We start from the raw sequence: 12,166 nt of genomic DNA on the forward strand, positions 1-12,166 counted from the left end.
CCCGTCGATCAACCTGCAAGATATGGTCGCGGCACATCTAATCCAAAGCCGCCGGGATTGAATAGAGCGCGCATCCAAAGCGACGTTTTGCGCGTTACGCCAGAGGACTTTGCATAGGGAGGCGGCGATGTCGGCGCATAGTTTCAAATTTGACGAAAGCTGGGACATTCCGGACGCCAGCGTCGAGGAAGTCTATGACATATTGGCGCGCGGCGAACTCCTGCCCCGGTGGTGGAAGGGAGTTTATCTCGACGCCGAACGGGTGACGCCGGGCGATGCGCCAGAGATCGGCGCGAGACTGCGGGCAAAGGTGCGCGGCTTTTTGCCCTTCACCCTCAATTTCATCGTCGAGGCGACGGAACTGGAGCCGCCGCGCAAAGTGGCGGTCCGCACCTGTGGCGATCTCGACGGCGCCTGGAGCGCGACGCTAACGCAGCGCGGCGACGATGTTTATGTCGCGCTGCTCTTCGAGGTGAAAATCGACCGACCGGGCATGCGCTTCCTCGCGCCCGTCCTTTGGCCGCTGTTCGCCCTCAATCATTATTGGACGACGCCACGGGGCGAGAAAGGACTGAGGGATTATCTCAGGGCGCGCCGCGGCGATCGCCCTGCTTCCCTCAATCAGCGCTTCGACATCGGCACATAGTCGCGTTGCTTCTCGCCCGTATAGAGCTGGCGCGGCCGCCCGATGCGCGAGCCCTGGTCCTCGATCATCTCCTTCCACTGCGCGATCCAGCCGACCGTGCGCGCGACCGCGAACAGCACGGTGAACATCGCGGTGGGGAAATTCATCGCCTTGAGGGTGATGCCCGAATAGAAGTCGATGTTGGGATAGAGCTTCTTCTCGATGAAATAATCATCGTGCAGGGCGATGCGTTCGAGCTCCAGCGCGACGTCGAGGAGATCATCCTTGACGCCAAGTTCGTTCAGAACTTCCCGCGTCGTGCGCTGCATGATTTTGGCGCGCGGATCGTAGTTCTTATAGACGCGATGGCCGAAACCCATCAGCCGGAACGGATCGTTCTTGTCCTTGGCGCGCGCGATGAACTGCGGAATCCGATCCGGCGTGCCGATTTCGCCGAGCATTTTCAACACCGCTTCATTGGCCCCGCCATGCGCCGGCCCCCACAGCGAAGCAATGCCCGCCGCGATGCAGGCGAAGGGATTGGCGCCTGACGAGCCGGACAGCCGAACGGTCGAGGTCGACGCGTTCTGCTCATGGTCGGCGTGCAGGATGAAGATGCGGTCGAGCGCGCGCGACAGCACCGGATTGACCTTATATTCCTCGCAAGGAACCGCGAAACACATGCGCAGGAAGTTCGACGTGTAATCGAGATCGTTCTTGGGATAAACGAAGGGCTGGCCGATCGAATATTTATAGGCCATCGCCGCCAGCGTCGGAATTTTCGCGATCATGCGCGTCGACGCCACCATGCGCTGGGTGGGATCGGCGATATTGGTCGAGTCGTGATAGAAGGCCGAAAGCGCGCCGACTGAGGCGACCATCACCGCCATCGGATGCGCGTCGCGGCGGAAGCCCTGGAAGAAGCGCGCCATCTGCTCATGCACCATGGTGTGGCGCGTGATGCGATAATCGAAATTGGCTTTTTCAGCCGCCGACGGCAGTTCGCCATAGAGCAGCAGATAGCAGGTTTCGAGAAAGTCGCCGTGCTCGGCGAGCTGTTCGATCGGATAGCCGCGATAGAGCAGAATGCCCTCTTCGCCATCGATAAAGGTGATCTTCGACTCGCAGGACGCGGTCGAGGTGAAACCGGGATCGAAAGTGAACATGCCGGTTTCGGCGTAGAGATTGCGGATATCCGCCACCGACGGCCCCAGCGTTCCGTCCATGACCGGCAAATCGACCGATCTGTCGCCGATCGTGAAGATACCGTTCTTCTCCGGCATGCCCGCTCCCTCTCAAACGTCCCGCCTCGCGACGAGCCGGTTCGCGGCGCGACGCGCGGCGAAGGCTAAGCATGAATTGCGTCGCCTTCGCGATGTCGTCGCATCCGTCGCACGCCGATGCGCATTCCGATCATTTGTGCAGCGCAAAAAGCTATAGCAACGGCGAGGCCTGTCAAGCGCGCGCCATGATTCTTGCGCCTCATGCATTGCCCGCTTGTCTTCCTATGGCGCGCAAATCGGCGCGGCGCCACAATTCTCGTCAGCGACGCGCGCCGTGAGGGCGTAGAGCGCTATCCGAGGGCGGCCTGGTCGGAAATTCGCGCCAGGCTTTCCTCGCGCCCCAATATTTCGAGCACGTCGAAAATGCCGGGCGAGGTCGCGCGGCCGGTGAGCGCCGCGCGCAAGGGCTGGGCGAGATCGCCGAGCTTGACGCCGAGCGACGTCGCGAGATCGCGCACGACGGCTTCGGTGGCCGCCGCCGTCCAGTCCTGCAGGGCCGCGAGCTTTTCGACGAGCGTCGCAAGCCGAGCGCGCGCGTCGGTCGAGAGCAACTGCGCCGCCTTGGCGTCGAGCGGCAGCGGACGATGCGCGAAGAGAAAGCCGGCGCCGTCGAGAAGTTCGTTCAAGGTTTTGGCGCGCGCCTTGAGGCCGGGCAGCGCAGCGCGCAATTGCGCGCGTTTCCTGTCGTCGAGCGCCTGCGCCACAGCCTCGCCGCCGTCGAGATAGGGCAGCGTCGCGACGAGCGTCTCGAACAATTCGTCGTCGTCGCCGTCGCGCAAATAATGGCCGTTCATATTTTCGAGCTTGGCGTAATCGAAGCGCGCCGGCGAGCGATGCACTTGCGCAAGATCGAAAGAGTCGATCATCTCCTGCGTGGTGAAAAACTCCTTGTCGCCCTGCGACCAGCCGAGACGCACGAGATAATTGCGCAGCGCCGCCGGCAGATAGCCCATGGCGCGATAGGCGTCGACGCCAAGCGCGCCATGGCGCTTCGAGAGCTTGGCGCCGTCCTGCCCGTGGATCAGCGGAATATGGGCGAAGGCCGGCGTCTGCCAGCCCATCGCCTGATAGATATGCGTCTGCCGCGCCGCGTTGGTGAGATGATCGTCGCCGCGAATGATCTGGGAGACGTCCATGTCATGATCGTCGACGACGACCGCAAGCATGTAAGTCGGCGCGCCGTCGGAGCGCAACAGAATGAAATCGTCGAGATCCTTGTTCTGGAAGACGACGCGTCCCTGCACCGCGTCGTCGACGATCATCTCGCCGTCCTGCGGCGCCTTGATGCGCACGACATGGGGCGCGCCCGCCGGCGCCTCGGCGGGATCGCGATCGCGCCAGCGGCCGTCATAGCGCCAGGGACGCTTTTCCGCCTTGGCGGTCTCGCGCATTTCGTCGAGTTCCTGCGCCGTGGCGTAGCAGCGATAGGCCCTACCCTGCGCCAGCAACGCCTGCGCGATCTCGGCGTGGCGCGCGGCGCGGGCGGACTGGTAGACGATGTCGCCGTCCCAATCGAGGCCAAGCCATGTGAGACCGTCGATGATCGCGTCGATCGCCGCCTTCGTGGAGCGTTCGCGGTCGGTGTCCTCGATGCGCAGCATCATCCGTCCGCCGTGCTTCTTGGCATAGAGCCAGTTGAACAGCGCCGTGCGCGCGCCGCCGATATGCAGAAAGCCGGTGGGCGACGGAGCGAAGCGGGTGACGATTTGTGACATGAGCGCCGCGAATTCCTCAACTTTTATAAGGGTCGGACCGTCTAGCACGCGTCTCGCCCGGCGAATATAGAGCGCCGGTATGATCGCTTAACCAAAGCGTGAACATAAGACTTGCGGAACGCAGTGAGAACATATATCGTTCGTTCATGATTTGTTTAGGTTATCCAGCGAAAAGCTGCGGCGCGGCGAAATTCGACGATTGGGCTTGCGAGGCGGAGCGGCGATGCTGACCAAAAAACAAAACGACCTGTTGCGCTTCATCCATGAGCGCCTGAAGGAGTCGGGCGTGCCGCCCTCCTTCGACGAGATGAAGGACGCGCTCGATCTGCGTTCGAAGTCCGGCATTCATCGGCTCATACTCGCGCTCGAGGAGCGCGGCTTCATCCGCCGCCTGCCCAATCGCGCTCGCGCGCTCGAAGTCCTGCGTCTGCCCGAATCAGCGACGCCGCGGAGCGCTGGCGGACGCGGCGGCAAGTTCGCCCCCTCGGTCATTGAAGGAAATCTCGGCCGCGTGCGCCCGCTCAACGAGCGTATCGAGGACGAGAGCGATCAGCAGGTCGCGATTCCGGTGATGGGGCGCATCGCCGCCGGCACGCCGATCTCCGCCATCCAGAACCGCAGCCATACCATCAACCTACCGCCCGACCTGCTGATGAGCGGCGAGCATTTCGCGCTCGAAGTGCGCGGCGATTCGATGATCGAGGCCGGCATTCTCGACGGCGACACCGTCGTCATCAAGAAACAGGACAACGCCGACACTGGCGACATTGTCGTGGCGCTGATCGACGATGAGGAAGCGACGCTGAAGCGCCTGCGCAAGCGCGGCGCCTCGATCGCCCTGGAGGCGGCGAACCCCGCCTATGAGACCCGCATCTTCGGCCCCGACCGCGTGCGGATTCAAGGCAAGCTCGTCAGCCTGCTGCGGAAGTATTAGCCTCAGCGCTACGCAGGGGCGAGCCGTCATTGCGAGCGAAGCGAAGCAATCCAGGGCCGCGCGGCCCGGCTGGAGCGCCTCGTCGCTATGCTCCTCGCAATGACGAACAAATTGCTCGCCCTATTCCAGCGGCTCCGTCGCGCGGGCGTCTTCCTCGTTACGCTCGTCATCGCTGAGCGGCGCCGGGAACGCCGGCTTGCGGCGCTCGCGCGGCGCCGGCGACCATGGCCGATCCTCGTCGATCGCGCGCGCCGTCGTCCATTCGACTTCGTCACCCTTGAAACGCAGCGACACCGCCCCCGTTTCACTGAGCTTGCGGCGATCGATCACGATCGGCGCCGCGCATCCAGTCGGCGCATAGAGCGGCGTAATGACGACGCCGGCGCGCGCGCAGTCTTCGAAAAAGGCGCCGCGCTCGGCGACGAGCGCGACGAAGCGGCCGTCGATCGACTTGGCGACGCAGCCTAAATCATCGCAGGCGACGCCGCTCTTCGCGTCCGACGCGAGGCGCGCATCGCCGTCGGCGCGTAGCCATTGTTCGGCGGCGAAAGCGCTCGGCCTTCGCCCGAGGACCGAGAGCTGACCCGACGACAGGCGCAGCGCCGCCGATTCTCCGGTCGCCGGCACGGCGAGGTCGAAAGGCGCGCCGCCCGTCGCGCCCATCAATCCGATCAAGGCGAGAGGAATGGCGAGGCCGCGCCACGCCCATGTCCGCCACAGAACGAGCGACAACACCGCGAGAGCAAGAAAAATAATCGCCCAGGGCGCGAAGGCTTTGACCGGCAGGCTCGCGCCCGGCGCGCTGGCGATGAGCCCGGCGAGATAGGTCACGAGGTCGATGCCCATTTTGAGATAGCGCCAGACGAATCCATCGAGGCCGAGCGGATAGAGCGCGGCGCCGAGAAGCGCGCAGGGAACCGCGAAGAATTCGATGATGGCGAGGGTCAGCGGATTGCCGATCAGCACATAGGGGCTGAGCTCGTGAAAATCATTCGCCATGAAAGACGCCGTCGCCGAAGTCGCGCATAGCGTCGCGAAGATCGCCGCGCCTGGACCGTGCAACAGGCGTTCGATGACGCTTTCACGAAACGCACGCCACCATGTCTGCGGCGAGCGGTCCTCGATGCGGCGCGTCGCAAGATATTCGCCGCGCCATTCATAGACGGCGATCAAGGCTGCGACAGCGGCGAAGGAAAGCTGAAAGCTCGCGCCAAGCAGCGCCTCCGGCTCGAAGGAAACGATGAGGAGCGCGGCGATCGCGAGATTGCGCATCGACAGCGACGGCCGATCGAACAGAACCGCCGCGAGCATGATCAGAGTCATGACGAGCGCGCGCTCGGTGCCGACGCGCGAACCCGTGCCGATGTCATAGAGAACGGCGCCGATCATGGCGAGCGCCGCCGCCCATTTCTTGATCGGATAATTGAGCGCGAGCGTCTGCGACATCGCCAGCAGGCGGCGAAAGCCGACGAAGAAGATGCCGGCGACGAGCGTCATCTGAACGCCGGAAATCGTGATGATGTGAAAAATGCCGGCCCGGCGGATGAGATTCTTGGCGTCTTCCGACAGGAGGTCGCGCTTGCCGGTGACCATCGCGGCGGCGATCGCGCCGGCGTCGCCGTCGATGAGTCGATAGACCCGCATCGCCAGCGCATTGCGCAGCCGATCGACGCGCGCGAAAAACCGCAGCGACAGCGGCGCCGGATCGGGCGGCGACATTGTTTCGATGCGCCCGAGCGCATTGCCGACGCCGCCGATGCGCGCGAAAAATGCGTCGCGCGCGAAATCATAGCCGCCCGGCAGCGCCGCCCGCGCCGGCGGCATCAGCCGCGCTTTAAGAGCGACGAAGTCGCCGGCGGAAAAGCTCGGATCGCCGCGCGTCGTCAGCCGCACGCGGGCGGGAACGACGCCATCGGGAAGGCCTTCGGCGCTCGCGACGCGCAGAATGAAACGCGCGCCGGCGCGCCGCAGATCGACCTCCTCGACGAAGCCGGTCAGTTCGCCGATGCCGGTTCGCGGAACGATCGGCGCGGCGACCCGCGCCGTCCGCCAGGCGCCCGACGCGAAGCCGCCGGCGAGGAAGGCGAGCGCGAGAAAAAGCGCCTGCGCGCGCGCATGGCTGCGCGCAAGCGCGGCGAGAATGGCGAGGGTTGCGAACGCGCCGAGGCAAAGCGCTAGCGAGGGTTCCCGCTCTGCCGAAAAATAGAGCGCGACGCCGGCGCCGGCGGCGACGACCAGCCAAAGAAAGGGTCGGCGCAGCGCCCGCTCCTGCTCGAGCGACGCGCGCAAAGCTGCGGCTAATCCTCGCGCAGATAAGCGAAGGAGGCGCGATGAAACATCGCGGCTCCCCTCTCCTTTCTCGGCCGTGCGCGAAACGTCGTTCAAGAAAATGCCGGCCCCGCTCAAATGCAGCGACGAGCTTAACGCTGATTGCCGCGCTTGTCTGCGTCGCCTATGTGTTGATTCGCCGCTTGGCCCTTCGACGGTTGCCTGCGGCCCGATAAGAAACTATCCCGTTAACTCAAAGCGAGACTGCGATTACGCGCAATGGCGCGACGATCGCCATCATTCGGTTTGGCGTCAATGAAGAGCGAACCGTCATCGGTCACGGCCCTGCTTCGCGGACTTACGCGAAAATGCCCGAACTGCGGCGTGGGCGCCCTGTTCGCAAGCTACCTCAAGCCGAACGATTCTTGTGAGCATTGCCGGGAAAGCTTTGCGGGCCTCGATGCGGATGACGGCCCGGCCTGGTTGACGGTCGGCGCCGTAACAATTTTCGTCGTGTCGCTACTCTTCATATTGGAGAGCAGCGGACGTTACTCCTATGCGGTCGAAATGTTGATCGTTCTGCCGACAACGATCGCGCTCGTCTTGTTCTTGCTCCCACTTGCAAAGGGATTCCTCATCTCGGCGCTATGGCTGCTGTCGAGGAAGCCGAATGCATAAAAGGGACGCTACTTGCTCTCGGGGTCCCCGGCTATGAAAGAACATTGAGAATCCCACGAACGCGCGCCTGCGCCCAACGGTTCGCGTCGTACATGGCTCCCCGCTTAGCGGCGGCGTGAGGTCTCCGGCCGCAAAAAGGCCGCGCGCTCCTCATCTCAACACGGAAGGAAATGCCGCGCGCGATCAAACAACCGCGAATGCAATTCCTTATCCTTCGACCGCGTCAAAAATCGCGCCGGCCTCGGCCATGTCGAAGTCGGGAATTCGGGCGGACGCCAAAGGGTCCTCGCCTGAAATCCATTGTTCGAGCGCATTCGGCGCCGAGAGCGCGACATTCAGCGCCCGGTTGATTTCATAGAGTCCCCATGCCAGTCCGGCGCGCCGCAGCGACGCCATCAAGGCGTTCTGGACGAGGCTGCGGACCACGAGATGGGGCGTCGAGATCGGCGCTTCGACCGCTTCGCCTCGGGCGGCGGCGAGACATGACGCCTTGTCGAACGCCGCGTGGCCGCGGCAGGCCAGCGGCCGCATTTTATAGGCGAGACATAATTCGCGCTCGATCAACGGGCACGCGCCCTGCGCCGCCATGCGCTGCTCCTCGGATAGCGCGCCAAGCGCCCGATCGGCGTCGGCGACCCGCTGAAGGAGCATGATTCCGCGCTCGGCGAAGGCGGCGGCGTTAACGGAGATGAAGCGCGCGAGCAGAAACACTTCGGGCGCCGTCGCGACGACGCGCAGACGGCAGCAGCCCGCGCATTCGCCATGGCAGGCCAAAGCCGGATCGCCCTCCGCCTGAATCGCGACGTTTTTCGTAAAGCTGTCAAAAGCCTGTGCGCAGAGCAGCGCGACAAGCTCCGGGCGCGTGCGACGGGCGCTAATGGTTTCGCCGAAGGCGCGCGACGTGGACTGGAAGAACGAGGCGGGTCCGATCTCTTCGCTCATCAATCTTGTTCCGCCCTTCAGCCAGTCGAATGTGATCGGGCCGGCGCGCCGTTCAATGAGCAAGCGCTCCCGCCGCTGAAAACTGGCCCCGCCACCAAGTCGCCAAAGCGTCGATGTCGGGCTCGACATATTCCGACAGTTCGCCGGCAAAGCAATCCCAGTCCCGCGAAACGGGAAGGGATACTGCCGTAACGACGGGGACATCGGCGAGAATGGCGGCGCGAAAGGCGTCGCAGAGGCCGCTTCGCGAGGCTTCGAGCTTGCCAAATTTGCTGAGAACCACCACGTCGACGCCGCGACTGATCGCCGCCTCGATGCGACCGCATGCAAGCGCCAATCCGCCGGGATCGAGATTGCACGCCTCGGAACCGGCGCCAAGCTTCTGCGAAATAGGAATGGTTTCGCCCGACCAGATATCCTTGACGCTGAGGCTTTTGCACCCGCCGCCGCCGCAGGCCGATTCCTCGATAACGCCCGCCACGCGAAATCCCTGGGATTGAACCTCTCGCGCAAAGGCGGAAAGCGCGCCTTGGAGTTCGTGGCTCGTCGCGCCCCGAAGCGCGGCGATGCGTTTTGCAGGCAGGCTCATCTTTGCCTCCACATTCGCTAATGAAGCGTCGATAGTTCCCTTCTCGACAAACGGCGTCGCATTGGCGCCTTTGCGATCGCCGCGACCACGCCGTCGGCGATCCTGCGGCCGCGCTCGTCGCTGCCGGTCCAGCGCGCCGAGCGGCCTCTCGGATCGATCTCGACAAGCTTCTCGTCGGCCGGCGCATGGACGCCGTCCCGCGCGATGCCCCTCAGATAGCCGTCCATCGGGGCGCGAACGGTCATTCGGTCTTGGTAGCCGAGCACGAAGTCGCGGAAAACCAGCGCGCCGACGTCGAGCGCGGTCCGCCACACGCCGGCGCATGTCGAATAAACGAACCGTTCCCTGCCGACGCCGCCCAGCGTCCGAGCGACGCCGTCGGCGAATCTCGTTTCGCCATTCTCCATGAGCGCCCCAGTCCTGTCCGGATGCGTTTCGATCGCGAAATCGCAATTCCGACTGACCGCGAAATTTGGCCCCACGCCGATGGTCAATCGCGCGAGCCCCCGCAAATCCGGAGTGACCCGGGACTTTTGCAGGCGCGAGTCGATCACGACCGCCGGCCATTTCAACGTTGCGACCTCCGTCAGCCCCTGGTGCGTCACAACGACTTTTCCGGGATCGGCTAAGGCGTCGATGATCTCGATCGCGGTCTCGGCGCGCTGCGCGACAATGCCGTCGACCTCGGCGCGATCGTCATAGAGAGCGTCGTGAAAGGCCATTCCGCGCCGAATGACCGGCGGAAAGGGATCGTGGCACATCACTACCCTGAAGCGCTGTCCGCACAGCCGGGCCGCGATCGCCGAGGCGATTTCGTTCGTGCCGAGAATGATGACAAAATTGTCGGCTCCGCTTGTCAGGAATCCATGAACGCGCCATTCCGCCATTGTCGCCTCCTTGTGGAACGGCTGAGCAAGCCTCGGGCCATCGTTATGTTGTTCTGCTATATAACGACATTCCAGCCGGCGCGCGGCCTCAGAAGACAAGGCCAATTTGTCCGCTGACTTACATTTGTCGATAAGCTCACATTTTTGGCGAATATGCCGATGCCGTCCGCTGGGGCTCTCGTTCGCAGATCCCCTAGCCTGCCTGAGGTCTTAGCCTGACGAGCGAACAGCAATAGAGTCCCGAGGCTGGTTCGACGACATCACAACGGGGCGGCGCGACAAATCGCCCGGCGGACCGGCATGGCGTAGGAAAGGCGTCGCCGCCTACAATAACAAGCGCGATCGTTTTCTATATATAGATGATTTATTTCATAACTATAGTTAGCATTTTCGCGCCGCACCCCGGCTGGCTGATATGCTTTTCCTGACATCTAGTTTTACACTGGACAGTAAATATCCATTATTCTTTAGTCAAATTATGCGACGGAATTGAGCTATTGATCGAGATAGACTTGCATGAGAGTCTTTAGCTGGTGAGCGCGCGGCGGGGACGGTCGCCGATTGCCTAATTCGGGAGAATTGGGGAAATCGCGTCGACGAGCGTGCAGAAGCATTAAAACTGTCGCAGCAGTGAGGAGCGCTCGATGGCCAGCTTCGCATCGGATGAACCCATCAATGCAATCGCCGATCGAGACCCTCGAGCCTCGATGTCGATAAGCTGCCTCTTTCATTTCGTCGCCTTGGCCACTGAAGGCGACTTCGAATCGGCGGCGAACGCCTGCCAGGTCCCGTTAGATCAATTGCGGCGATCAATCGCGGAGCTTGAGAATTATCTCGATGCGCCGGTCGTTGAACGCGAAGGCGGGCCGGTTCATCTGACCTGCCACGGACAAACCGCGCTCCTGTGGGCTCAAAAGATTCTTGGCGCCTATGCGGCGATGCGGCGCGATCTCCATCTTGCGCCCCTCCCTGGCCGCTAGAATTTTTCGAAAGATTCGGGCTTGCGCCTTTCGACCATAGCCATGTCGCTTTTGAGGATTTGGGATATCAACCGGCCTTCGCAGTTGAGGAAGTTGCGCTCGGAGTCCGGTTTCATTTGGCGATCAGCGCAAAAATGCGGGAGCGACGGCATGTCGGCCGCGAGGCCGAGCGCGCGCAACATCGCGTCGATCGAGGCAAATCGCCTGCGGAACGTCGCAACTTCGCGCTAAAGCTTGAGGACTTAGCTAGATGCTTTTGTCGTGAGTGGATCATCGCCGGCTTCGGACCGACCGCCGCGCCCTGAACTCATCGTCGCCAGGAAATTGAACCGCGATTCCAAATCAAAGCGTTGGGAAATCGCCCAGACGGCGGAGAGGATCGGCGCAGCGGGCTCGCTATGTAGCGCGATAAGTCCGATCCCGCGATTCAATTCCGGCTCGAGCGGAATCGCCGTCAGCTCCTCGCGCAATTCGAAAAGCGCCAGAAGGCTGTGCGGCATGATGCTGTATATATCCGCGCATCTGACATTGGAATAAAGCGCGAAAACCGAGTCGGTCTCGACGACGACGCGCGGCGACACGCCAGTGCGGCGAAAGACGGCGTCGACGATACGCCGGTTTTGCATATTGCGGGTCAGCAGGCACAAGGGAAGCTCGGCGGCGTCTCGCCAACTCATCGAGGCGCAATTGTTCAAAGAGGCGGCGTCGCGCGCGAGCAGCACATAGCGTTCGCGATAGAGAGGGAGCACACGAAACCTTTCTAGATTTTGCTCTTCGAGATAGGTCAGGCCGAGATCGAGTTCGAAGTTTTCGAGGCGACGGATGATTTCCTCATTGCTCAGCGATTGAACCTGCTGAACCACAGCCGGAAACGCGCGCCAATACGGCCCGGTCAAGAGCGACATGATCGGCATCGCCGTCGGAATCGCGCCCATGCGCAAAGCGCCCCGGAGCGTATCGCGAGAATGCGCCGCCTCCTGCTTCAGGCCCTCCCAACCCGCGAGCGTCTGTCGCGCCCAGCCCAGAATCCGTTCGCCTTCCTCGGTCAGACCAACGAATTTTTGTCCGCGCGCGACGAGCGAAACGCCGAGTTCTTCCTCGAGATGGCGAATGGCCGACGATAAGGCGGGTTGCGAGACGCAACAGGCCTCAGCCGCCCGGGCGAAATGTCGTTCTCGGGCGAGCGTAATGAGGTATTCGAGCTGTCGAATGAACATCCTGCCCACAAGGAAATCGGATTTTTCTTTCGCTCTTCCTTTTTAATC

Annotated in this window: 11 protein-coding genes; 4 read left to right on the forward strand and 7 right to left on the reverse strand. The window is 62.7% G+C overall.

Annotated features, from left to right (window positions below):
- Nucleotides 1-127 precede the first annotated feature (127 nt).
- Entirely contained in the window at nt 128-646 is a 519-nt protein-coding gene (locus tag U1E20_RS05990; protein ID WP_409979695.1) for an SRPBCC family protein, read from the forward strand.
- Here the strand turns inward: U1E20_RS05990 and U1E20_RS05995 are convergent.
- Together U1E20_RS05995 and gltX are read right to left on the reverse strand one after the other, a co-directional pair.
- Complete coding sequence (locus U1E20_RS05995) at nt 622-1,908, reverse strand: citrate synthase (RefSeq protein ID WP_409979696.1); 1,287 nt, start codon at nt 1,906-1,908, stop codon at nt 622-624. The genes U1E20_RS05990 and U1E20_RS05995 overlap by 25 nt on opposite strands.
- A gap of 290 nt (nt 1,909-2,198) precedes the next feature.
- Nucleotides 2,199-3,623: a glutamate--tRNA ligase gene (gltX, locus tag U1E20_RS06000; RefSeq protein ID WP_409979697.1), complete on the reverse strand. Its 1,425-nt coding sequence runs from the start codon at nt 3,621-3,623 to the stop codon at nt 2,199-2,201.
- Between the two features lie 223 nt (nt 3,624-3,846).
- Between gltX and lexA the strand changes: the two genes are divergently transcribed.
- Nucleotides 3,847-4,557, forward strand: coding sequence for a transcriptional repressor LexA (gene lexA / locus U1E20_RS06005; protein ID WP_409979698.1), 711 nt, complete (start codon nt 3,847-3,849; stop codon nt 4,555-4,557).
- Between the two features lie 120 nt (nt 4,558-4,677).
- On the opposite strand, the gene U1E20_RS06010 is transcribed toward lexA, so the two are convergent.
- The gene (locus U1E20_RS06010; RefSeq protein ID WP_409979699.1) at nt 4,678-6,942 is read right to left on the reverse strand and encodes a ComEC/Rec2 family competence protein; all 2,265 of its coding nucleotides are present in this window, start codon (nt 6,940-6,942) and stop codon (nt 4,678-4,680) included.
- 198 nt (nt 6,943-7,140) lie between these two features.
- Between U1E20_RS06010 and U1E20_RS06015 the strand changes: the two genes are divergently transcribed.
- Complete coding sequence (locus U1E20_RS06015) at nt 7,141-7,503, forward strand: DUF983 domain-containing protein (protein ID WP_409979700.1); 363 nt, start codon at nt 7,141-7,143, stop codon at nt 7,501-7,503.
- Between the two features lie 207 nt (nt 7,504-7,710).
- On the opposite strand, the gene U1E20_RS06020 is transcribed toward U1E20_RS06015, so the two are convergent.
- From U1E20_RS06020 to U1E20_RS06030, 3 genes are read right to left on the reverse strand one after another with little or no spacing between them, the layout of a single operon-like run.
- Nucleotides 7,711-8,508 carry a YkgJ family cysteine cluster protein gene (locus tag U1E20_RS06020; protein WP_409979701.1) on the reverse strand — a complete coding sequence of 266 codons (798 nt, stop codon included), beginning with the start codon at nt 8,506-8,508 and terminating at the stop codon, nt 7,711-7,713.
- A complete protein-coding gene (locus tag U1E20_RS06025; RefSeq protein WP_409979702.1) occupies nt 8,498-9,034 on the reverse strand; it encodes a DUF2478 domain-containing protein in 537 nt (178 codons plus the stop codon). Before U1E20_RS06025 ends, U1E20_RS06020 begins: the two co-directional genes overlap by 11 nt.
- A 17-nt stretch (nt 9,035-9,051) precedes the next feature.
- On the reverse strand, nt 9,052-9,921 hold the full coding sequence (locus U1E20_RS06030) for a xanthine dehydrogenase (RefSeq protein ID WP_409979703.1): 870 nt from the start codon (nt 9,919-9,921) through the stop codon (nt 9,052-9,054).
- A gap of 644 nt (nt 9,922-10,565) precedes the next feature.
- On the opposite strand from U1E20_RS06030, the gene U1E20_RS06035 reads away from it, so the two are divergent.
- Nucleotides 10,566-10,901: a LysR family transcriptional regulator gene (locus U1E20_RS06035; RefSeq protein WP_409979704.1), complete on the forward strand. Its 336-nt coding sequence runs from the start codon at nt 10,566-10,568 to the stop codon at nt 10,899-10,901.
- A gap of 242 nt (nt 10,902-11,143) precedes the next feature.
- Here the strand turns inward: U1E20_RS06035 and U1E20_RS06040 are convergent, their stop codons facing one another.
- Complete coding sequence (locus tag U1E20_RS06040; protein ID WP_409980358.1) at nt 11,144-12,118, reverse strand: LysR family transcriptional regulator; 975 nt, start codon at nt 12,116-12,118, stop codon at nt 11,144-11,146.
- Nucleotides 12,119-12,166 lie beyond the last annotated feature (48 nt).

This window comes from Methylocystis sp., assembly GCF_046349115.1.
In the GTDB taxonomy this organism is placed as follows: domain Bacteria; phylum Pseudomonadota; class Alphaproteobacteria; order Rhizobiales; family Beijerinckiaceae; genus Methylocystis.

Coding starts and splice junctions, on each gene's coding strand:
- U1E20_RS05990 (WP_409979695.1), top strand. CDS start 128: ATGTCGGCGCATAGTTTCAAATTTGACGAAAGCTGGGACATTCCGGAC.
- U1E20_RS05995 (WP_409979696.1), bottom strand. CDS start 1,908: ATGCCGGAGAAGAACGGTATCTTCACGATCGGCGACAGATCGGTCGAT.
- gltX (WP_409979697.1), bottom strand. CDS start 3,623: ATGTCACAAATCGTCACCCGCTTCGCTCCGTCGCCCACCGGCTTTCTG.
- lexA (WP_409979698.1), top strand. CDS start 3,847: ATGCTGACCAAAAAACAAAACGACCTGTTGCGCTTCATCCATGAGCGC.
- U1E20_RS06015 (WP_409979700.1), top strand. CDS start 7,141: ATGAAGAGCGAACCGTCATCGGTCACGGCCCTGCTTCGCGGACTTACG.
- U1E20_RS06025 (WP_409979702.1), bottom strand. CDS start 9,034: ATGAGCCTGCCTGCAAAACGCATCGCCGCGCTTCGGGGCGCGACGAGC.
- U1E20_RS06030 (WP_409979703.1), bottom strand. CDS start 9,921: ATGGCGGAATGGCGCGTTCATGGATTCCTGACAAGCGGAGCCGACAAT.
- U1E20_RS06035 (WP_409979704.1), top strand. CDS start 10,566: ATGGCCAGCTTCGCATCGGATGAACCCATCAATGCAATCGCCGATCGA.
- U1E20_RS06040 (WP_409980358.1), bottom strand. CDS start 12,118: ATGTTCATTCGACAGCTCGAATACCTCATTACGCTCGCCCGAGAACGA.